Below are 22,236 nucleotides of genomic sequence, written 5' to 3'. Positions count from 1 at the left end.
CGCTGATACGGAAAGAGCATACGATTGAATCTATAAACGATTTCAGTAGTTTTTTTGTTTCGCCAAAACCGACTGTACCCGTTTCAGCCGGCATTGGTTTATGCCGCAACCAAAATGCCCTGTTCCAACCATTCCGTCCATTTCTGCCTTAATGCGTCCTGCCAAACGTTTTCAGACGGCATGAACTCTGCCAGCATGGTTTGCAGGCCGTTTAGGGAAGTGGGCGTTTCTGCCAGTGTTTCCAGCAATAATACGCCGAATCCATCAAGCGTTTGATACATCACGTCGTCTTCCTTATCGCGCCACACCAAAACGGCAGTTTCCGCCTCCTGCAATTCCTCCGTCACATCATACTGATAACGGCGCACAAAGGCGGCGGGAGAAAGGGTGTAGGCCAAATCGTCTGAATCGGCATAAGTTGTTTGGCTGTCAGTTTGAGCGGTTTCGGCCAGCAGCTGGGTGTGTTCAAAGTCCATCAATGCCAAGAGGTCGTCTGAAAGCGGCAGGCTTTGGCAATATCGGAGGAACTCGCCGGGGATTTCTTGAAAATAGGGCGTTTGGGCGCGCGCGTCGCGGACGAAACCTTCTTTCAGACGGCCCCATTCTTCGCTGTCAAAATATTGCAGCGTTTCGGTATAACAACGGTCGATAAAGCTGTGAATATTGTTGCGTATCAGTCGGATATAGACATTCAGGCGCTCTTGCGGCAAGCCGTCGGCGGCTTCACCTTCGCGTATGGCTTGGGCAAAGCGGTGTTGGTATTGGGCGGAAGTTTCAGGCTGCACGGCGGTATTCCTTTCCGGCACGCGTTTGATAGTCGGCAATTTTGGCGACTTCGGCTTCGAGTTCGGCAAAAGGCGGGAAATTGAAATCGCGTTCCAACAGGGTGGGCGGAATCGTCGGCAGCTTGGCATAGGCCAGTTCGAGCAAGTCCCAAACCGTCGGCAAAACCGCCGCACCGTGGGTATCAATCAATAATTCGGGCGTTTCGACATCGTGTCCGGCGATGTGGATGTAGCACACGCGCTCTGCGTCAACGTTTTCTAAAAAAGCTTCAGGCGACAACAGGCCGTGATTGACGGCGTTGACGTAGATATTGTTCACGTCCAAATGAATGCCGCAGTCGGCTTCACGGGCAACAGCGTTGAGGAACTCGACCTCATTCATTTCGGCAAGCGGGGAATGCAGGTAGTAGGAGGTGTTTTCTACGGCAATGCGGCAGCCTAACCGATCCTGCACTTCACGGATACGGCGCGCGGTATGTTGCACCATTTCTTCGGTGAAAGGCAGCGGCAACAAATCGTAAAGATGACCACCGTCGTGGCAATAGCTCAAATGGTCGGAGAAAAACGTGCAGTCATAACGGCGCATCATTTCTTTGATGCCGTCTATCAAGTCGGTATCCAGCGGGGCTTGTCCGCCCAACGACATGGATAATCCGTGCAATGCCAGCGGCAGCCGTTCCGCCACGCGGTCAAACTGTTTGCGCGCCCTGCCGCCCATTTTCAGCCAGTTTTCGGGGGCGGCTTCGATAAAGCGTATCGGGCTGTCGTCTGAAAGCGAGAGGAAGTCTTCCGCCAAGTCGCGGCGGTAGCCCAAGCCTGCATGTTGAATCATGGTGATGTCCTGTTATGGTGCCGTATGAACGACAAAGTCGCATTTTCGTTTATAAAATGCGACTTTGTTAAAGGTATGTTGCAGGATTATTTAGAACCGCATTTACCTTCGCCGCATTTGCCTTCTACTACTTTGGCAGCTTTGGCTTTAGATGCTTTGCCTTTTTTGGCGTGTGCTTTTTTCATGGCTGCGCCGCAAGAACCTTCACCGGCTTTGGCAGCTGCGCCGCAAGTACCTTCGGCAGCTTTAACAGTTTTCTCAACGGCCACGTCGCTGGCGGCTTTATCAGCGGCAACAACACCGGCAGCCAGAGACAGGGACAGTGCACCGGCCAGAGCAGCAGCTACATTTTTTTTCATTTTAACTTCCTTTTAAAAATATGGGTTTAAACAAATCAAGGGATAATATCGGGCATTTAAAGTCGGCCCGCGACCGTGAATCATTAAAGAAAATGCTTGATGCGGCAACAGCGTTTCTTCAGCAGGGCATCCAAAGACAGACCGCCTGCGCCCTGCAATAGGACAGGAAATAAAACCACCAAATAAATCAGTGCCATTTTATAACCGTTGTCGCACACATTGTACCCCAAGCCGGCATGTACCGCAGACCATGCGACAGCCGTTACGACCATCAATCCCAGCGCGGACAGCCGCGTTGCCAAGCCGACGATGAGCAGCGCAGGCAAAACCAGTTCCGCCCACATGGCCAAATTCCAGTTGACCGTATCCGGCAACAAATTGAACGGAAAGGGAAATTGACTGTTGATATCTGCAAACCAGTTTTCCCCGTTCCATTTTTCCAGGCCGGACTCAAGAAATTCATACGCGGCAAAAAGCCTGAGCGTCAACAAGCCGAAAGCGGCCTGCCAAGAGGGGTTGGCTGAGGTGTTCATTTATTTTCCTTATCGATGTGTGTCAAATGGGCTGGGACGAAAAATCAATCGGCACCATCCCATATTTCATGCCTGTTTAGACGAGACAGCTTTGGAAAACTGACAAAACAAATAAAGTTATTTTCTTATTCATTGTTTTATAAAGATTAAAATTTCAAAAAGGCCGTCTGAAACACCATGCTTGATTGGGTTTCAGACGGCCTTTGATGATAATTGCAATCCATTAATCCGCTTGTTTGCACAATTCAACAATTTCTGCGCCGTATTTGTCGGTTTTCTCCTCATTCATGCCGTGGATTTCCGCCAGCTCCGCCAAATCTTGCGGCCGTCGGGCGGCAATGGCGCGTAAGGTAACTTTGCTGCATATCTGATAGGCTTCGAGGCCTTCATGGCGGGCAGTATCGATGTTCCACTGAAGCAGACGGCGCATCAATCGGCGTTTGCGTTTGTCCTCTTCACTCAGGCCGTCTGAAAACGGACGGCAGATGTTTAAAATGCCCTCGCCATATTGTTCGATACGTTTTTCGCCTAGTTTATACACGCCCAAAAGGTCGATGGGTTCGGCAGGCGTATTGGTCAGCAAATCGTCCATGCTTTCGTTGGCGAATACCGTACCCAGCGTTACTTGATCGGCACTTGCCTGCTGCTCTCGCCAAGTTTCCAAAGCCTGTTTTAAGGCCTGTTCGCGCTCGCCCAAGCTGGGGATAACTTGTGCGCTGCCTGTGGAAACCGTACCGGCTTCGGCTGTTTCACAAACGTCGAGTATCTCCAAACCGAATTTATTGATTTTCGCCTCGCCCAAGCCGTAGATTTGATGTAAATCTTCCAAATTTCGGGGCATTTTTTCAACAATATCGCGCAGGGTTTTGTCGCCGCAAACCACATAGGCCGGCACTTCCTCTGCTCGGGCGCGTTGTTGCCGCCACTGGCGCAATGCCTGCCACAAACGCTCTTCGCGTTCTGTACGCAACCAATCGTCTTTCGGCTTTTGGGTGGCTGTTTTTTCGCGGCGCAGGGGGCGCAGCATGACTTCGGTTTCGCCCTTGAGGACTTGTTTGGCCGCTTCGGTCAACTGCAGGGCTTGATGCTGTTCGACGTTGACAGTGAGATAGCCCAGGCTGATGCACTGGCGGATGACACTGCGCCATTCCTTGTCGGTCTGTTCGCTGCCGATGCCGAATGTGGAGAGTTTGTCATGGCCGTTGCGCTGTATCCAATCGTCGCTTTTACCGCGCAAAAGGTTGGTGATGTAGCCGGCGGCAAAGCGTTGTCCGGCGCGGTACACGCAGCTGAGTAATTTTTGCACCAACACTGTACCGTCAAACCGCACGGGCGGATGCAGGCAGTTGTCGCAATGGCCGCAGGGTTCGGATTCTTCGCCGAAATGTTTGAGCAGCAGTACGCGGCGGCAGGCGGCGGTTTCGCAGACGGAAAGCATGGCATCGAGTTTTTGCATTTCGATTTGCTTTTGCACCTCGTCGCTGTTGCCCTCGGCAATCCGTTCGCGCAGCAACACCCAATCGTTCAAGCCGTAACACAGCCAACTCACGGCAGGCAGCCCGTCCCGGCCGGCGCGCCCCGATTCCTGATAGAAATGTTCAACACTCTGGGGCATATCGAGATGGGCGACAAAGCGTACGTCGGGTTTGTCTATGCCCATGCCGAACGCCACGGTCGCCACCACGATAATATTGTCTTCATGCGTAAAGCGGCGTTGGTTTTCTTCGCGCACGTCCATGCTCAAACCGGCATGATACGGAATTGCCTCCAAGCCGTTTTCACACAAAAACTGCGCCACATCCTCAACTTTTTTACGGCTTAAACAATACACAATACCGCTTTGCCCATGCATCTGCTTGCGGATGAAATCCAGCAATTGTTTTTTGCCATTATTTTTTTCGATAACCTGATAATAAATATTCGGGCGGTCAAAGCTGGAGATAAATTCGGGCGCATTGTCCAAGTGCAGATAATGCTTGATGTCGGCGCGCGTGGCCGCATCGGCGGTAGCGGTCAGGGCGATGCGCGGGATGTTCGGATAGCGTTCGGCAAGCATGCCGAGCTGTTGATATTCGGGGCGGAAATCGTGTCCCCATTGGCTGACGCAATGCGCCTCATCAATGGCAAACAGGCTGACGGTTTGTTGGTCGAGAAAACGTAAAAAGCGGTCGGTAACCAAGCGTTCCGGTGCGACATAAAGCAGTTTCAGACGGCCTTGGGCAAGCTTGTCGGCAATCTCGCGCGCCTCATCTGCCGATGTGCTGCTGTTGACTGCCGCCGCCTCAATCCCGGCCACATGCAGGCTGGCCACTTGGTCGTTCATCAGCGCAATCAGCGGCGATACAACAACCGCCACGCCTTCGCGCATCAGCGCCGGAATCTGGTAACACAAAGACTTGCCCCCGCCTGTCGGCATCAGCACCATCAAACTCTCGCCGTCGGCCAAAGCATTGACGATAGCCTCCTGCTTGCCACGAAATTCGGGATAACCGAATACTTCGTGCAAAATCTGTTTGGCGGTCGGCTGAGGCATAATGGTTCCGTAGAATAGGGGAAAGCGTTATTTTAACGGTTTTACACCCGCGTATGTGCGGAACATTTTGCCGCTGCTTTTTCAGACGGCCTGAAATTCAAATCTATTCAATTTATTTAATTTTAAATAAGAATTTGTTTTATTTTGAATAAAATATATAAAGGCCGTCTGAAACCTAATCTTCGGATTTCAGACGGCCTTTTAAAAATAAAATCTTTAGGCTTTTTTGACAAACTCAGATTTCAAGTTCATCGCGCTGCCATCGATTTTACAACCGATATTGTGGTCGCCCTCTTGCAGGCGGATGCCTTTGACTTTGGTGCCTTGCTTGATGACCATAGAGCTGCCTTTGACTTTCAGATCTTTAATCAAGACAACCGTATCGCCATCTTGCAAGACCGCGCCGTTGGCATCTTTGACTTCCAAGGCATCATCGCTTGCAGTCGCAGCATCGGCTTCGTTCCACTCATGGGCGCACTCAGGGCAAACGTATTGTGCGCCGTCTTCGTAAGTGTATTCGGAGTGGCATTTCGGGCAGGGAGGTAGGGACATGAGGTTTCCTTATAAATATGATAAAAGAAGCGTAAAACGCAAATAATACAATGTCTAAATTATTGATTCGCCTTACTGCCACCAGCGCCGTAAACGGCATTCCACGCCGCATCCAACATCTGACCGGCTTGTTGCAGCTTGGCATTTTGCTGCTCTTTCTGAGCCAAGGCCGTCTGAATTTCGCCTTTCAAACGGTCAATATCGGATTGCGCAGCCTGCAAACGGCGCTGCGCGCTTTCCAAATCGCTTTGCAGGGAAATGATTTTACTGTCGTTGCTGTTTTGCTCATGCAAAGCGGCACGGTAAACCGATTGGACGGACAGCAAACGGTCTTCCGCCTCACCGGCATACGCCGCGGCGGCAGATAACATCATCAGGGCAAGTAAGGTTTTTTTCATGGGTTTTCCTTTGGGGGGATGTGACTTATGCTCAAGAAATCATTATTCCCCGCGATTGAGATTGCGCTATTTGTTTTTGTTGCACCTCATCTTCAAAAGCTTGTGCAGTTTCCTGTATCTTGGTTAAACTTTCTTCGATTGGTGTGTTTGCAGCTATTTTCATATTCACCGAAGCTGTCCTCAACTCAGGAGCTTTGTGTCCAATCACTATTTCTTCATTATTAATATTAACTAAAGACACACCTCTCATGTATTTTGGATAGCCCACTGAAGCCAACGCCATAGCAATATTGTCTAAACTATTTGCATCGTAAGCAATGCCTTTTTTATCGAAGAAATCAGTCAAAACCTGTTTGCCCTGATGGTAGATGTTTTGCGCGTATTGCGGCATATCTTCGATACGTAGGGCCGGTTTGGCAATATCTGTCTGTGCGTATTGATACGGCTGTTCGCGTTGATTCTCATCTTGGGCAAGATACCAATACGGATCGATTGTTCTCCAGAATTTTTTAACGTCGCGTTCGTTTTCTTCAAATGTGTAACTGCGCCCGCGATGTTCCACCACCAATGCTGCACCTTTTCTTCGGTGTTCTGCAATCTGTTCCAAAAACGCATTGACCTGTTTATCGGGACGCGCCCAAAAAAGACCACTTCCGTCGAAATTCTTGTCCGCCAAACCGATGAAGCCCAATCCTTTGCCGGAAAAGTCAATACAGGAATTATCGCCTGCACCATATCTTTTGCTGAAACCTGGGATTTTTCCTCCTGCCGCCAAATTACGATACGGGACCAGTTTGTCAAACTGCGCCTTATCAATATCGACGGTAATAGAACTGATTGTTTTGCCATTCCCATTTTTATAATACTCCCAGTCATGTTCGCCGAGATTATCTCCACCTTTGGCAAATATACTCTCACCTGTTGACCAGCCGGCACAAAAGGACGGTTTGGCATCCAACGCTTCGCCAGGTTTTCGTGCTTCCAGCCAGACATGCCCCCAAGTGGATGTTTCCCATTTACCTTTGTCTTGATTAAAATGTGGTACTCCTGGAGGAGCAAATTTTACAGTAAGCCTGTAAGTTGCAGCAGTCATATATTTCCTTTCTTAATAAAATAGTGCGATATAGGGGGAAATTTCGAGATATGTGGCGACAATACCGGATGCTTGCAAATGTACCTTGATTTCAGGCGAGCTTTCGTCTTTAAAGTCGCAGCGGTATTTGCCGTAGGGTGCATCGAAACCTCCTCTGATATTGCTTCTTCCTACTGAGTCAGGGTTGTGTGGATGGATAAGTTCCCAGCCATTACCGCCATCAAACCAGTGGAATTCATCTGTTTTATCCGAACGCCTATCTTTGTAAATTAATATTTCCTGCCCATTTTGCAGGTAATAACAGTTAATAGAAATATTATAGGGTATCTTCATTCTTTCTTCCTGGTTTATAGCAGCCTCATTCCGGTATTCAGTCTTTAAGCTAATAGCATAACGCTTCTTAACCCACGAATCCACCGTATAACTGACTGTTTTACCTTCACCCATAGGGAAGGGAACGACCTCGGCAGGAAAAAGTGCTTGAGACAAGTAAACCTTTACCAACTCACACTGCGTTAACAATACAATAGCAACAATGCATCCTATTAATAGGATGATTTTCTTAGATTTTCTACGCATCATGTTACTCCTAATTGGGTTAATTGATCCGGTTTTGTCGCTTTCTACATTTCAGCAAAACCAAAGATGGTCTTTAGGATAAATAGCATTAGAACTAACTCTAAAATACACTTTCAAATACTTTTGAATATTTCGAGTTAGTGTAGCACGCAAAAGAACATATTTATATATGTCATCGTTGTTATTACAAGGTCTTTTACTATCTCTACCTAAAATGCACCATATTACCTTCTTACAGTGATACGAGGTCACTAAAAAATTATAATATTAGTCACTTATTTTCACACTTCTCTAAATTAAAGTTAGAAAAACTTGAACTATTTGATATTTTTGCCTGTAAACAAATGTTTTTATTTACTGGATAACAGACCTCGGAGAGCTTATTCATAGGCCATGATTCTATATAATAAACCTTCTCAAAACTTCCATTTTTCTTAGCCCAAAATATCGTTTTATCTTCAGCCATGTTGTAAAAAAATAACTTTTGACCTAATTTATTCTCAAAATCAGTTTCCAATACATAAGGCTCTTGAATACAAACTTCGTCATACCCATTGAAAATATCGATTAAAGGGATACTATTTTTTCCTTGAATTATTGGAAATAAATTATTATTTCCAATAAAGAGTCTAAAAAATATATAAATACAAACTATAAATATAGATATAAGAACTAAAATAATTTTAAGAGAAATATTTTTCATAATTTATCCTTATATAAATGTAATAATTATAGTATAAAAACCAAAAAAGGCCGTCTGAAAAATTTTCAAACAGCCTTTTATTATTCATGCCTTACGAATTCATTTCTTACGAACGAATCCGTTTCAACACTTCTTCTTTGCCGATTAAAGCCAATACGGCATCGACGCTTGGGGTTTTCGCCGTACCGCAAACAGCGAGGCGCAGGGGCATGCCGAGTTTGCCCATTTTAATGCCTTCTTCGTCGCAGAAGGGTTTGAAGAGGTCGTGGATGGCTTCGGCGGTCCAGTCTTCCAACCCTTCAAGGCGTTCGGCAAAGCGTAGCATCCGGGCGGCGGCTTCGTCGTCCCAGTGCTTCTGCACGTCTGCTTCGGCCGGCGTTTGTTTAACGTAGAAGTAGAGGCACTCGTCGGCAAGCGTGTTTAGGTCTTGGGCGCGGTCTTTGACCAATGCCAACACATCTTCCAAAGCAGGTTTGCTTGTTTCATGGATATCGCGCAGGGCGAGGCGCGGTTTCACCATTTCGGCTAGTTTTTCGTTGGCGGTGATTTTGATGTGTTCGCCGTTGATCCAGTAGAGTTTTTTCAAGTCCATACGGCTTGGAGACGGGGAAACATCTTTCAAATCAAACCATTCGATGAATTGTTCCATCGTGAAAAATTCATCGTCGCCGTGCGCCCAGCCCAAGCGTGCCAGATAGTTGAGCATGGCTTCGGGCAGGATGCCCATTGCGCCAAAATCGGTAATGGCAACGGTATCGCCGCTGCGTTTGGAGATTTTTTTGCCTTGTTCGTTAAGAATCATCGGCAGGTGGCCGTATTCGGGCAGGTTTGCGCCGATGGCTTTTAAGATGTTGATTTGTTTCGGGGTGTTGTTCACATGGTCATCACCGCGGATAACGTGGGTAACACCCATGTCGTAGTCGTCCACGACAACGCAGAAGTTGTAAGTCGGCGTGCCGTCGGCGCGGGCGATAATCAGGTCGTCAAGCGCTTCGTTAGGAATGGAAATTTCGCCTTTGACCAAGTCCGTCCATTTGGTCACGCCGTCCAAAGGCGTTTTGAAACGGACAACAGGTTGCACGTCGGCAGGGATTTCGGGCAGGGTTTTGCCTTCTTCCGGACGCCAGCGGCGGTCGTAAGTCGCCGTGCCTTCTTTTTCGGCTTTCTCGCGCATGGCTTCCAGCTCTTCTTTGCTGCAATAGCAGTAGTAGGCATGGCCTTTTTCTAAAAGTTCGGCAATGACTTCTTTGTAGCGGTCGAAACGGCGGGTTTGGTAAACGACGTTGTCGGCGTTGTCGTAGTTCAGGCCGACCCATTTCATGCCGTCGAGGATGATGTTGACGGATTCGGCAGTAGAGCGCGCCAAGTCGGTGTCTTCGATACGCAATAAGAATTCGCCTTTATGATGGCGGGCAAACGCCCATGAGAACAGGGCGGTGCGTACGCCGCCGATGTGCAGGTAGCCGGTTGGGCTGGGGGCGAAACGGGTTTTGACGGTCATGATGGCTCCAAAATCTTTTAAAACAGTTATTTTACTTTTTCGGCGTGGTTTAAACAATGTAAGGCCGTCTGAAAATAATGTCGGCGCAGAAGGACCGTCTGGGAACTTTTCTCCTGAAAACAAATCAAATATAATGATAATTATTTCTTTTAAAGGATCCACTCATGAACAAACACGCTTTATTTGCCGCCCTCGCCCTCCTGCCCCTTTTTGCCCAAGCCGAAATCAAAACTATCAAAGACGTATTGGGACGCGAAGTCAAAGTCGATGTCCCTGTCAAACGCGCGGTTTTGGCGTTTTACTATCCCGACTATATCGCGGTAACGGGCGCGGACAAATTTAAAAACGTCATCGGCATTTCGCGTGAGTTTTGGGAGAAATTCAATCCCGGCAGCTGGGCGATGTTCAAACAGAAGCTGCCTACGCTGCAAAACATTGCGGACATCGGCAACATCAACACCGGCACGTTTTCACTGGAGAAAACGCTCGCGCTCAAGCCGGACGTATTGATTCTGGCCGACTGGCAGTATAAGGCCATCGCCACCCATCTGCCGCGCATTAAAGCGGCAGGCATACCCGTCGTTGTGGTCGATTTCAACGCCGAAACCGTCGCGCGGCACACGCGCAGTGCGGAAATTTTCGGCGAACTCAACGGTACGCAGGCGCGCGCCCAAAAAATTGCCGCCGAATACGCCCGAGGCATTGCCGACATCAAAAAACGCGTCGCACGCGCCAAGCAGTCCAAACCGAAAATCTATATCGAGTTCGGCGACAAAGGCCCGTCCGAATACAGCTACACCTTCGGCAAAGATATGTGGGGCGCGATTGCCGACACAGCAGGCGGCAACAATATCGCCGCGCCTTACGTTAAAAACTGGGGACCGATAAACCCTGAAAAATTCCTGACGGCCAAACCCGACGTCATCGTCATTTCGGGGACGGAAAACGGTCATAAAGACAAGCCTGACATTATGGCGATGGGCATAGGCATCAGCCAGGCCGATGCGCAACGCCGCCTGGCCGGATTTGTCAAACGCAAAGGCTGGGCAGACATTCCTGCCGTCAAAAACAAACGCGTTTACGGCATCTACCACACCGCCTCCCGCTCGCTCGCCGATTTGGCCAGCGCGCAATTTATCGCCAAAACCCTGTATCCGCAGCAGTTTGCCGACATAGACCCAAACAAGACCTATCTGGACTTCTACCGCAAATACCTGCCCGTCGTGCCAGACGGTACGTTTTACATCCAATTGAAATAGCGGCTGCAAAAATCATAGGCTCAGGCCGTCTGAAGATTCAGACGGCCTGAACATGCTATGCCGATAAAGATTTAATGAGTATAATTACTGTTCTTTCAACAAAATTACTGGGTACGTATGAACGGACAAAACCAAATCGACCAGCCTCAGGCTCCGGTCGTCAGCATCAAAGAATGGTTGCTAACAAACTTGATTTTGATGATTCCGCTAGTCAATATAGTTATGATGCTTGTATGGGCATTCGGCTCAAACACCAATCCGAATAAAGCCAATTATTTCAAGGCTACCTTGATTCTGTTTGCCATCTTAATGGCAATTTATCTGGTGCTGGCTGTAGTCATTTTTGGCAGTATAGCTGCAAATCAATATCAATAAGTAAGCATACATTTAGACCGTCTGAAACCTAAAAGGATTCAGACGGCCTTTTACATGGATTACCGAAGGCTCAACTGCTTATCCAATTCCAAACCGCATCGCTCCATTTGCCGATACGGTAGAGAAACAATGAATAGCTCTCCTGCATCAGGAACTTGGCTTTCTTGCTGCGCTCATCAAAGCGCGTGGTCGGGGTGGCGGAGAACTGCGCGTCTGACAAGCCCAAATCGGCGGCCATTTCTTCGGCGCGCGCCAAATGATAAGGGTCGCTGACAACGATAATGCTGCCGACTCCGTTGGCGTGCATGATGGGGACGATATTGCGCAGGTTTTCGTAAGTGTTGCGCGACGTGTTTTCAAACAGGATATTGTGCGCCGGTATGCCCTGCTTGAGCGCGTATCGGCGCCCCACTTCGGCTTCGGTCATAAATCCTTTTTTGGGCGTACCGCCGGTGAAAATGATTTTGCCAACCCGATGGCTTTGGTAGAGCGTGATGGCGTGGTTGATGCGCTCACGGAATACCGGCGACGGGCGTTTGTCCCACGCCGCCGCACCCAACACCACCGCCGCATCGGCATGAGCGTCCTTCGGCAAGGTTTGCAAACCTGTCCGGTAAATCTGCCATGTGCCGGTCAAAAAAATACCGCACACCAGCAAAACGCTCAAAGCAAGGCCGCGAAACAGGTAATATCGCAGGCCATTGCGGCTTTTAAGCAGAGAAATCATCTTCAGACGGCCTTATCCAACCCCGTCAGCCGAGTAGGGCGGCTATGTTTTCCAACGGACGGCCGATGGCTGCGCGCGTAGGCGTTACCAAAACGGGACGCTCAAGCAGGGCGGGGTGTTCGGCGATTGCCTGAAGCAGGGCGGCATTGTCCAAATCGGGATTGTCCAAACCCAATTCTTTGTACAAATCGTCTTTCGTGCGCATCATGCCGCGCACCGATTCGATGCCGAGTTTGGCAAACATATCCTGCAAAGTCGCCAAATCAGGCGCGGTATCCAGATATTTGACTACGTCGGCGGCAACGCCTTTTTCTTCGAGCAAAGCCAGCGCGGCACGCGATTTGCTGCAACGCGGGTTGTGATAAAGTGTGAATTCAGACGGCATGAAAGTCTCCATATTATTGCAAAATCATTCAATGATGGCGATTATTATCGTCTGCAACTGATTTTTACTCAAACTTTTTACCTGATATCTTGATACGAATCGGTAGGCATGCCCACCAAACCGTTTTACAATAAACACAATTTCGATTGGCAACCTCAAGGATACAACCATGAAAGCCTTAACCGCCCTTCTCTTGTCCGCCACCGTTTTTACCGCTGCACCGGCCTTTGCCGCCGACGAAACGGCAGGTTGGCAGGACAACAAACCGCAAAGTCTGGAATCACTCAAAGCCCCCGTGCGCGTGGTCAACCTTTGGGCAACCTGGTGCGGCCCCTGCCGTAAAGAAATGCCCGCCATGTCGGCATGGTACAAAGCTCAGAAAAAAGGCAGCGTCGATATGGTCGGCATCGCGCTGGATACCACTGACAACATCGGCAAGTTCCTGAAACAAACGCCAGTCAGCTACCCGATTTGGCGTTACACCGGCGCCAACAGCCGCAACTTCATGAAAGCCCACGGCAACAACGTCGGCGTATTGCCCTTCACAGTCGTCGAAGCGCCGAAATGCGGCTACAAACAAACCATCACCGGCGAAGTCAACGAAAAAAGCCTGACCGCCGCCGTGAATTTGGCCAAGACCAAATGTAAATAAAACAGCGGATAGGGTGCTTAACCTACGCCGCTGATACCGAGGCCGTCTGAAACCCAATCGTTCAGACGGCCTTTTTTCAAACCATATTGCTTTGTGTTGCAAACCGGCAGTGTATCCACAGGCAGAACCGGGGTTTCACTATCAAAAAGCAGCCGAAATATTTATAATCTGTGAATATCCCATTTTTTCAGACGGCATGTTGCCCTATCGATGACGCCGGCCGTCTGAATCCCTATTTTCAGGAAAACCCATGATCCGTTTCGAACAAGTTTCCAAAACCTATCCCGGCGGTTTCGAAGCCCTGAAAAATGTCAGTTTCCAGATTAACAAAGGTGAGATGATTTTTATCGCCGGCCATTCGGGTTCGGGCAAATCCACCATTTTGAAGCTGATTTCAGGCATTACCAAGCCTACCAAAGGCAAGGTTTGGTTCAACAATCAAGACCTCGGCACCTTGAGCGACAATCAGATCGGCTTTATGCGCCAACATATCGGCATTGTCTTCCAAGACCACAAAATCCTCTACGACCGCAATGTCTTGCAAAACGTTATCCTGCCTTTGCGGATCAGCGGCTACCAGCCGCGCAAAGCTGAAGAGCGCGCGCGTATTGCGATTGAGAAAGTCGGCTTGAAAGGCCGCGAAAACGATATGCCCATCACTTTGTCCGGCGGCGAACAACAGCGTTTGTGCATCGCGCGCGCAGTGGTTCACCAACCCAGCCTGCTGATTGCCGACGAGCCGTCCGCCAGCCTCGACCGCGCCTATGCGCTGGATATTATGGAATTGTTCAAAACCTTCCATGAAGCAGGCACGACCGTGATTGTTGCGGCGCACGATGAAACGCTGATGGCGGATTACGGTCACCGCGTCTTGCGCCTGCAGAAAGGACGCCTCGCATGAGTATGATTCACTATATCTCGTTACACGTCGAATCGGCGCGCGCCGCGATCAAAGAGCTTCTGCGCCAACCCATCGGCACGCTGCTGACCCTGCTCATGCTTGCTGTTGCCATGACCTTGCCGCTGTTTATGTATTTGGGCATCCAAAGCGGTCAAAGCGTATTGGGCAAACTCAACGAGTCGCCGCAGATTACGGTTTATATGGACACCGATGCGGCAGGTTCTGATGCCGACACGGTGAAAAACCTGCTCCAACGCGACAGCCGTATCGATAAAGTCCGCTTTATCAGCAAGCAGGAAGGTTTGGAAGAATTGCAGACCAATCTCGACCAAAACCTCGTTTCCATGCTCGATGGCAACCCGTTGCCCGATGTCTTTATCGTTACGCCCGACCCTGCCACTTCTCCGGATCAAATGCAGGCCATCTATAAAGACATTACCAAACTGCCGCGCGTCGAATCGGCAACCATGGATACGGAATGGGTACAGACCCTTTATCGTATTAACGAATTTATCCGCAAGATTTTGTGGTTCCTCTCGCTGACTTTGGGCATGGCCTTTGTCTTGGTGGCACACAACACCATCCGCCTGCAAATCCTCAGCCGTAAGGAAGAGTTGGAAATCACCAAGCTGTTGGGTGCGCCCGCTTCCTTCATCCGCCGTCCTTTCCTTTATCAGGCAATGTGGCAGAGTATTTTCTCAGCCGCCGTCAGCTTGGGCTTGTCGGCTTGGCTGCTGGCCGAAGTACGGCCGCTGGTGGACGCGATTTTCAAACCCTACGGTCTGAACATCGGCTGGCGTTTTTTCACATTTAGCGAAGTGTCGCTGGTATTCGGCTTCGTCATCGCGCTGGGCGTATTCGGCGCATGGCTGGCCACCACGCAACACCTCTTAGGCTTCAAAGCCAAAAAATAAGTCTTGGCAAACAGGCCGTCTGAACCATTCAGACGGCCTGAAATCTTATCCTTTCGCAACTTAAACAAACCTTGTGAAAATTTAATACTGCCAAATCTAACAGCAAGGGCATAATCCCTTATAATTGATGGTCTATTATCCATCTCATTTCATTTGTGCGGCATAAACCGTGCAGACAAATAACGAAAGACACCCTGTGGACAAACTCAAAATCTCTGCCAACGGCCCCCTCAACGGCGAAATCATCGTATCCGGCGCAAAAAACGCCGCCCTGCCGCTGATGTGTGCCGGTCTGCTAACCTCCGGCACTTTACGCTTGAAAAACGTACCCATGCTCGCCGACGTCAAAACCACCCAAAAACTGCTGCAAGGCATGGGCGCACGCGTTTTGACCGACAACATCTCCGAATTTGAAATCAACGGCGGCACCGTCAACAACACCTGCGCACCTTACGAGCTGGTAAAAACCATGCGCGCATCCATCTTGGTTTTGGGCCCGACCCTCGCCCGCTTCGGCGAAGCCCAAGTCAGCCTGCCCGGCGGTTGCGCCATCGGTTCGCGCCCGGTTGACCAACACCTCAAAGGCCTCGAAACCATGGGTGCGGAAATCACCATCGAACACGGCTACGTCAAAGCCAAAGGCCGTCTGAAAGGCACGCGCGTCACCATGGATGTCGTGACCGTAGGCGGTACTGAAAACCTGCTGATGGCGGCCACGCTCGCCGAAGGCACCACCATCCTCGAAAACTGCGCCATCGAACCCGAAGTCGTCGATTTGGCCGAATGCCTCATCAAAATGGGCGCAAAAATCAGCGGCATCGGTACAGCAACCATGACCATCGAAGGCGTAAAAGAGCTGCACGGCTGCGAACACAGCGTCGTTCCCGACCGTATCGAAGCCGGTACCTTCCTCTGCGCCGTCGCCATGACCGGCGGCAAAGTCGTCCTGCGCAATGCCGCACCGAAAACCATGGAAGTTGTGTTGAACAAACTGACCGAAGCCGGCGCCATCATCGAAGCCGGTGACAACTGGATTTCCATCGACATGCAACAACGCCCCAAAGCCGTGGACATCCGCACCGTCGTCCACCCAGGCTTCCCAACCGACATGCAGGCGCAGTTTATGGCCATGAACGCCATTGCCGAAGGCAGCAGCCGCGTGGTGGAAACCATTTTTGAAAACCGCTTCATGCACGTTCCCGAACTCAACCGCATGGGCGCAGACATCACCACCGAAGGCAACACCGCCTACATCAAAGGCGTGGAAAAACTCTCCGGCGCCGTCGTGATGGCAACCGACCTGCGCGCCTCCGCCAGCCTCGTCATGGCTGGTTTGGTCGCAGATGGCGAAACCATCGTCGAACGCATCTACCACCTCGACCGCGGCTATGAATACATCGAGAAAAAACTCGGTGGCGTAGGCGCAAAAATCGAACGTGTACGCGGTTGATTCCATACTCAGCCGATAACTAAAAGGCCGTCTGAAAACAAAATCTAGCAAACACGCTATGCTTGTTTTCAGACGGCCTATCTACTTGTGAAATAAAAAGCAGGTGGATTTTTCGATTAGTAAACACTCAGAAAACCCACCTTCCAATCTTTTCAAAATTATTCTAGTTTATATAAACAGCATCATTAAAACAGTAGAAAAGCAGATGATTATTCACTACTAATCTTCCATATAATCAATATTCATTATGAACGATTCATCACACACGACAAAGAAACGGATAACCCGTTATGGCCATAAACTATGTTTCTTTATTGCCATTTTTATTTGGATTTGTTCCTTATTTCAAAATGTATTTACTTTTGGGAAAGAAGGACAATATGAGGGATTTTTTGTTCTAATTATTGGAACAATATTTGGACCTGGTTTAGGACACATTGGATATTTTGCTGTTTATGCAAATTATATTTGGTTCATTTTAATATTCATATCTCTTATCCGACCGCAAGCAAAGAAATTTATCTTTACTTTGCATGGATTATTATGGGTTGTGGCGCTACTTACATTTACCTTAAACGAAGTAATTGTGGATGAAGCAGGAGGATATGCAAAACTAACTTACGGATTAGGATTGTATTTATGGTTTACAGCATTTTTATTGACAACCACCGCAGAATTTCTAAAACAGCGTATTTATCAAAATTTGAAAGAAAATACAAAAAGAATAAAGTAACAACAAATACTCCTGTATACTTTGAATCAAGATTCAAAATCTCATTGTAGAAGGAAGCCTTATGAAACCTTTTATCTTGCTATTCGGTCTCTGTGCCGCTTTATCATTAACCGCCTGCAACAAGGAGAAAAACGTGTACGAAGAATATGGCTTTAAAGAATCGGATTTCCCCACCTATAAACTGCCGAAAGGAGATGCTCCTCCAAAGGATGTCAAAATTAACCCAAACCGTAAAGAACATTATCAAGCTGTGGTTAAAATTAAAAATGCGCCTCTAGCTTTCCAAATTGTGACGGGAGATGAACTTTACCAATCGGAAAACTGCAAATATGTAACCAATCGTTGGGTAGGTGCGACAACGTGGCCTCAATACCGAAAAAAACTGGAGATGACTAAAATTGATAATAATACATATGCTACAGACTTTTATTCGGATACTCCTTTAGATGAAGATTACTATGGGGAAGGCGTATGTAAATGGCAGTTTTTAAGTACTGCCATAGTAATGGAACCAACAGGAAAAGATAAGCGAGAAACAGCTTTGATTGTCCGTATTGATTCGGAAGATTTAAAAAAACTGACTGCGCAAAATCCTGAATTAATCGTTAAGCATGAATATCAGAAAAGTAATTTTCCAATAGCAAAAGATTTGAATTTTGAAGATGGTTGGTCTGATGATGGTAGCTCTATAAAGAGTGGATTAGTTGTCGCTCCAGAAGATAAATTTTCAGTTGAATTGATATTGAGAAAGGTTGAAAAATGAGAGCATTGAATAGTCAGGATTTTGCCCTGCTGTCTGATCACATTTATGGGAAGAAAGATGAAAACGGCGAAAAAAAACTGGTTTTTGATAACGAAAAAAATAAAGAAATAACTTTAAACGGTATTAAATATGCTGTTGAAAGAATCAGCGACAATCCCAAAAATGGTTATTTTGGTGCCATTTACCGTCGCTTAGATACCAACGAGTTAGTAGTCGTCCACAGAGGTACAGAGTTTGAAACACGCCAAGACCGAGAAGCCGATATGCGCATGGTCAAAGATCATACTAACCCGCAATATAACGATGCAAAATTATTGACACAAGAAGCCGAAAAATTAAAAAACGGAAAATATAAGAATGCCTCAATCTATCAAACAGGTCATTCACTAGGAGGAGCTCTTGCCCAACTATGTGGTAATCGTTATGGCCACCGTACCGAAACTTTCAATGCCTTTGGTGCAGCAGGCTTGAAAGAAGCCCTTCCAATCAACCCTTTAGCAGACAGATTAATCATCAATCACCGCATGGGTGGAGACTATGTTTCATCGGCAAGCAATCATTTAGGCAGAAGTATTTTGTATACTACAAAAAACGAAGTAGATAATCTGCGTAAAGACGGCTTTAGCACACAAGATCCGTCAGATGACAAATTTTTGGCCAATGCAGGTTTCAGAATGCCTTCAAGTTGGGGTAATTGGGGCAGTGCATCAGATTTATATACTTCTCATGCTGTTAGCAATTTTACGCACGAACATGGTTTGTCTGTTTTATCCCCAAAATCCCCTGCTCATAAACTAGCTGAAAATAATATGGCAATGATTGGGCGGTTTAACAATTATGTAAAAGAAGAAATTCGCAAATCCCCTGATAAATTTGAAAAATATATCAATCTTGCAGACCGTTTTATTGCAGAAAACCAACCGCAGTATTCAAATCCATATGAACAACAGGATCGTCCTCAATACGCCTTTTTAGATCTGCAAATAAATGCTAGCAAACTACAAAACTTTTCCCCTGAAAATCAAAAGTTCTTCAATACTGCAATGGTGCACCTAACGACGTATCATAAGACAAACAATCTGCCTATTGATGAGAAAAAGCTGCAAAATTCCGCGATGGCACTTACCGCCTTGGCTCAGTCAAAAAATATCACTGATCTTACTTTATTTAGTGTAAAAAACGACCAGTATCTAATCGGGAACCGAAATCCTACATTAAATCTTGCCTCTATGGATATAGGACTATCTGCATCTATTCCCGTGGAAAAGAGCTTTAATCAAATTCAGCAAACGGCACAACTCTCTGAATATGAAGAGCAACAGAAACAATTAGCGCAATCTCAATCGCGCGGGATGAGTATTGGGTAACAATCTTTCTGCCAAGTCTCAAAAGGCCGTCTGAAACACCAGCAATCGGGTTTCAGACGGCCTTTGCGTATTGTTTTGCGGTATAATTCCCGACATCTTTATCCATTGTTTTTAAAAGCACAAACCATGACACGCAAAATCCTTGTCACTTCCGCGCTGCCGTATGCCAACGGCAGCATCCACCTCGGCCACATGGTCGAACACATCCAAACCGACGTTTGGGTGCGCTTCCAAAAACTGCGCGGCCATGAATGCTACTACTGCTGCGCCGACGACACCCACGGCACGCCCGTGATGCTTGCCGCGCAAAAACAAGGCATCGCGCCTGAAGACATGATTGCCAAAGTACGCGAAGAGCACCTCGCCGACTTTACCGGTTTCAACATCGGCTACGACAATTATTACAGCACCCATTCCCCTGAAAACAAACAGTTTTCCCAAGACATTTACCGCGCGCTGAAAGCCAACGGCAAAATCGAAAGCCGCGTCATCGAGCAGCTTTTCGACCCTGAAAAACAAATGTTCCTGCCCGACCGCTTCGTCAAAGGCGAATGCCCCAAATGCCACGCCCAAGACCAATACGGCGACAACTGCGAAGTCTGCGGCACGACCTATTCCCCGACCGAACTGATCAACCCGTATTCCGCCGTATCCGGTGCCAAACCCGAATTGCGCGAATCCGAACACTTCTTCTTCAAACTCGGCGAATGCGCCGACTTCCTCAAAGCATGGACTTCCGGCAACAATCCGCACGACGGCAAACCCCATCTGCAACCCGAAGCCCTCAACAAAATGAAAGAATGGCTGGGCGAAGGCGAAGAAACCACCCTGTCCGACTGGGACATCTCCCGCGACGCGCCGTATTTCGGTTTTGAAATCCCCGACGCGCCGGGCAAATACTTCTACGTCTGGCTGGACGCGCCCGTCGGCTACATGGCCTCGTTTAAAAACCTGTGCGACCGCATCGGCATCGATTTTGACGAATACTTCAAAGCCGACAGCCAAACCGAGATGTACCACTTCATCGGCAAAGACATCCTCTATTTCCACGCCCTGTTCTGGCCCGCCATGCTGCATTTCTCCGGCCACCGTGCCCCGACCGGCGTGTACGCACACGGCTTTTTGACTGTGGACGGACAAAAAATGTCCAAATCGCGCGGCACCTTCATCACTGCCAAATCCTATCTGGAACAAGGCCTGAACCCCGAGTGGATGCGCTACTACATCGCCGCCAAACTCAACAGCAAAATCGAAGACATCGATTTGAACCTGCAAGACTTTATCTCGCGCGTCAACAGCGACCTTGTCGGCAAATACGTCAACATCGCCGCCCGCGCCTCAGGTTTCATCGCCAAACGCTTTGAAGGCCGTCTGAAAGATGTTGCTGACAGCGAATTGCTGGCAAAACTTGTCGCACAAAGCGAAGCCATTGCCGAATGCTACGAAAGCCGCGAATACGCCAAAGCCCTGCGCGACATCATGGCATTGGCAGACATTGTCAACGAATACGTTGATGCCAACAAACCTTGGGAGCTGAACAAATTTCTGGAATCTCCGAAATACAAATGGAGATTTACTAAGGAAGTTAATGCTAAATTAGCAGACTTACCTGAATTGAATGATGCACTTTTTACCAAACCAATCATTATTAAAAATGATTTAGATGATTTAAATAAATTTATTAATTCTCTTCCTAAAAATAAAAAAGATACTTTCCAAAAAGAAAAAGAAACTTTCTCATTGGAAAACTATAAAAAAGTTAAAGAATTAATTCTAGGGTATTCACAAGAGAAAGGAAGAAAAATTCTCGAGGATTATAATAACGATCCTAACTCTAGTTCGTATCCTCTTAGTTTGGAGGAAATTCAATCTGAAAATTTAGCAGATACCATTACTAACTTATGGATTAATATTAAGGTTCTTGATGCGTTTAACGTATTAGATGATTTGTTGCACGAAGTATGCAGCGAGCTCATCAACGCCTTTACCATGTTGACCGCCTACCTCGCCCCCGTATTGCCGAAAGTGGCCGAAAACGCCGCCAAATTCCTGAATTTGGAAGCCATCACTTGGGCAAATACACGAGAAACCTTGGGCGAACACGCCATCAACAAATACGAACATCTCATGCAACGAGTGGAGCAAAAACAAGTGGACGATTTAATCGAAGCCAACAAACAAAGCATCGCCGCCGCAGCCGCGCCTGCCGCAGAAGAGAGCAAATACGAAAAAGTCGCCGAACAGGCCAGCTTCGACGACTTCATGAAAATCGACATGCGCGTCGCCAAAGTATTGAACTGCGAAGCCGTCGAAGGCAGCACCAAACTTTTGAAATTCGACCTCGATTTCGGTTTTGAAAAACGCATCATCTTCTCCGGCATCGCCGCATCTTACCCAAATCCTGCCGAATTGAACGGTCGCATGGTCATTGCCGTCGCCAACTTCGCCCCGCGCAAAATGGCAAAATTCGGCGTATCCGAAGGCATGATCCTCTCCGCCGCCACGGCAGAGGGCAAACTGAAGCTGCTTGATGTCGATGCAGGCGCACAGCCCGGGGATAAAGTGGGCTAAGTATCAAATCTTAAGGAGAAACCATGTTAAACCTTTCCGCACCGGTACTTAAAGAAATTGAGTTACTTAATGATGCAGGCTTATCGGTTGGCGCTATTGTTGCAGTGTTGCGTCTGAAGTTTCCGGTAGAGCTCCATGATCGGGAGGACAAGAAAATTGAAGAAGCCGTTCTTCTCATGATCAATCCGCCGCGAAAAGCACCTTCTCTTTCCCGCTAAGGTAGCGATACCAGTTAAAAGGTAAATTTGGTTATGCTTCAACAAAAGGCCGT

The 22,236-nt window shown here is 48.0% G+C and carries 24 protein-coding genes; 11 read left to right on the top strand and 13 right to left on the bottom strand.

Annotated elements, in window-relative coordinates:
• Positions 1-98: 98 nt before the first annotated feature.
• From KCG55_RS04525 to gltX, 11 genes are all read right to left on the bottom strand, one after another.
• Complete coding sequence (locus KCG55_RS04525) at positions 99-785, bottom strand: HvfC family RiPP maturation protein (protein WP_254323501.1); 687 nt, start codon at positions 783-785, stop codon at positions 99-101.
• On the bottom strand, positions 775-1,617 hold the full coding sequence (locus KCG55_RS04520; protein WP_204788998.1) for an HvfB family MNIO-type RiPP peptide maturase: 843 nt from the start codon (positions 1,615-1,617) through the stop codon (positions 775-777). The genes KCG55_RS04525 and KCG55_RS04520 overlap by 11 nt, the downstream gene beginning before the upstream one ends.
• Before the next feature lie 86 nt (positions 1,618-1,703).
• Positions 1,704-1,976, bottom strand: coding sequence for a hypothetical protein (locus KCG55_RS04515; RefSeq protein ID WP_049333024.1), 273 nt, complete (start codon positions 1,974-1,976; stop codon positions 1,704-1,706).
• An 83-nt stretch (positions 1,977-2,059) separates the two neighbouring features.
• Positions 2,060-2,509, bottom strand: coding sequence for an HvfX family Cu-binding RiPP maturation protein (locus KCG55_RS04510; RefSeq protein ID WP_254323500.1), 450 nt, complete (start codon positions 2,507-2,509; stop codon positions 2,060-2,062).
• 223 nt (positions 2,510-2,732) lie between these two features.
• Positions 2,733-5,042 carry a DNA helicase RecQ gene (gene recQ / locus KCG55_RS04505; protein WP_254323499.1) on the bottom strand — a complete coding sequence of 770 codons (2,310 nt, stop codon included), beginning with the start codon at positions 5,040-5,042 and terminating at the stop codon, positions 2,733-2,735.
• Positions 5,043-5,258: 216 nt separating this feature from the next.
• Complete coding sequence (locus KCG55_RS04500; protein WP_254323498.1) at positions 5,259-5,594, bottom strand: zinc ribbon domain-containing protein YjdM; 336 nt, start codon at positions 5,592-5,594, stop codon at positions 5,259-5,261.
• 59 nt (positions 5,595-5,653) lie between these two features.
• Entirely contained in the window at positions 5,654-5,992 is a 339-nt protein-coding gene (locus tag KCG55_RS04495) for a hypothetical protein (RefSeq protein ID WP_063076510.1), read from the bottom strand.
• A gap of 31 nt (positions 5,993-6,023) precedes the next feature.
• Positions 6,024-7,085: a hypothetical protein gene (locus KCG55_RS04490; protein WP_254323497.1), complete on the bottom strand. Its 1,062-nt coding sequence runs from the start codon at positions 7,083-7,085 to the stop codon at positions 6,024-6,026.
• A 12-nt stretch (positions 7,086-7,097) separates the two neighbouring features.
• Entirely contained in the window at positions 7,098-7,667 is a 570-nt protein-coding gene (locus tag KCG55_RS04485; protein ID WP_156474270.1) for a hypothetical protein, read from the bottom strand.
• A gap of 268 nt (positions 7,668-7,935) precedes the next feature.
• Positions 7,936-8,367, bottom strand: coding sequence for a hypothetical protein (locus KCG55_RS04480; RefSeq protein WP_231900218.1), 432 nt, complete (start codon positions 8,365-8,367; stop codon positions 7,936-7,938).
• A 106-nt stretch (positions 8,368-8,473) separates the two neighbouring features.
• Positions 8,474-9,868, bottom strand: coding sequence for a glutamate--tRNA ligase (gene gltX / locus KCG55_RS04475; protein ID WP_070606479.1), 1,395 nt, complete (start codon positions 9,866-9,868; stop codon positions 8,474-8,476).
• A 164-nt stretch (positions 9,869-10,032) separates the two neighbouring features.
• Here gltX and KCG55_RS04470 point away from each other — a divergent pair, with 164 nt between their 5' ends.
• Complete coding sequence (locus KCG55_RS04470; protein ID WP_254323496.1) at positions 10,033-11,127, top strand: ABC transporter substrate-binding protein; 1,095 nt, start codon at positions 10,033-10,035, stop codon at positions 11,125-11,127.
• Between the two features lie 117 nt (positions 11,128-11,244).
• On the top strand, positions 11,245-11,502 hold the full coding sequence (locus KCG55_RS04465; protein ID WP_188208955.1) for a hypothetical protein: 258 nt from the start codon (positions 11,245-11,247) through the stop codon (positions 11,500-11,502).
• Between the two features lie 70 nt (positions 11,503-11,572).
• Here KCG55_RS04465 and KCG55_RS04460 read toward each other — a convergent pair whose 3' ends face one another.
• Complete coding sequence (locus KCG55_RS04460) at positions 11,573-12,229, bottom strand: YdcF family protein (protein WP_254323495.1); 657 nt, start codon at positions 12,227-12,229, stop codon at positions 11,573-11,575.
• A 25-nt stretch (positions 12,230-12,254) separates the two neighbouring features.
• On the bottom strand, positions 12,255-12,614 hold the full coding sequence (arsC, locus tag KCG55_RS04455; protein ID WP_004519164.1) for an arsenate reductase (glutaredoxin): 360 nt from the start codon (positions 12,612-12,614) through the stop codon (positions 12,255-12,257).
• A gap of 169 nt (positions 12,615-12,783) precedes the next feature.
• On the opposite strand from arsC, the gene KCG55_RS04450 reads away from it, so the two are divergent.
• From KCG55_RS04450 to KCG55_RS04410, 9 genes are all read left to right on the top strand, one after another.
• Positions 12,784-13,266, top strand: a complete 483-nt coding sequence (locus tag KCG55_RS04450) for a TlpA disulfide reductase family protein (RefSeq protein ID WP_049349226.1) — start codon at positions 12,784-12,786, stop codon at positions 13,264-13,266.
• A 250-nt stretch (positions 13,267-13,516) separates the two neighbouring features.
• Complete coding sequence (gene ftsE / locus KCG55_RS04445) at positions 13,517-14,167, top strand: cell division ATP-binding protein FtsE (protein WP_003681151.1); 651 nt, start codon at positions 13,517-13,519, stop codon at positions 14,165-14,167.
• On the top strand, positions 14,164-15,081 hold the full coding sequence (gene ftsX / locus KCG55_RS04440; protein WP_254323494.1) for a permease-like cell division protein FtsX: 918 nt from the start codon (positions 14,164-14,166) through the stop codon (positions 15,079-15,081). Before ftsE ends, ftsX begins: the two co-directional genes overlap by 4 nt.
• A 196-nt stretch (positions 15,082-15,277) precedes the next feature.
• Positions 15,278-16,531: a UDP-N-acetylglucosamine 1-carboxyvinyltransferase gene (murA, locus tag KCG55_RS04435; RefSeq protein WP_254323493.1), complete on the top strand. Its 1,254-nt coding sequence runs from the start codon at positions 15,278-15,280 to the stop codon at positions 16,529-16,531.
• Positions 16,532-16,778: 247 nt separating this feature from the next.
• Positions 16,779-17,264 carry a protein-(glutamine-N5) methyltransferase gene (locus tag KCG55_RS04430; protein ID WP_254323492.1) on the top strand — a complete coding sequence of 162 codons (486 nt, stop codon included), beginning with the start codon at positions 16,779-16,781 and terminating at the stop codon, positions 17,262-17,264.
• 61 nt (positions 17,265-17,325) lie between these two features.
• The gene (locus tag KCG55_RS04425; RefSeq protein ID WP_254323491.1) at positions 17,326-18,027 is read left to right on the top strand and encodes a hypothetical protein; all 702 of its coding nucleotides are present in this window, start codon (positions 17,326-17,328) and stop codon (positions 18,025-18,027) included.
• On the top strand, positions 18,024-19,394 hold the full coding sequence (locus KCG55_RS04420; protein ID WP_254323490.1) for a lipase family protein: 1,371 nt from the start codon (positions 18,024-18,026) through the stop codon (positions 19,392-19,394). The genes KCG55_RS04425 and KCG55_RS04420 overlap by 4 nt, the downstream gene beginning before the upstream one ends.
• Positions 19,395-19,520: 126 nt before the next feature.
• Positions 19,521-21,965, top strand: a complete 2,445-nt coding sequence (gene metG, locus KCG55_RS04415) for a methionine--tRNA ligase (protein WP_254323489.1) — start codon at positions 19,521-19,523, stop codon at positions 21,963-21,965.
• A 23-nt stretch (positions 21,966-21,988) separates the two neighbouring features.
• Positions 21,989-22,183, top strand: a complete 195-nt coding sequence (locus KCG55_RS04410; RefSeq protein ID WP_063076351.1) for a hypothetical protein — start codon at positions 21,989-21,991, stop codon at positions 22,181-22,183.
• Positions 22,184-22,236: the final 53 nt, after the last annotated feature.

Source organism: Neisseria subflava, from assembly GCF_024205745.1.
GTDB classification, from domain to species: Bacteria; Pseudomonadota; Gammaproteobacteria; order Burkholderiales; family Neisseriaceae; genus Neisseria; species Neisseria flavescens_B.
Note: the sequence above shows the minus strand (reverse complement) of the source record. Positions and strands in the feature narration are given on the sequence as shown.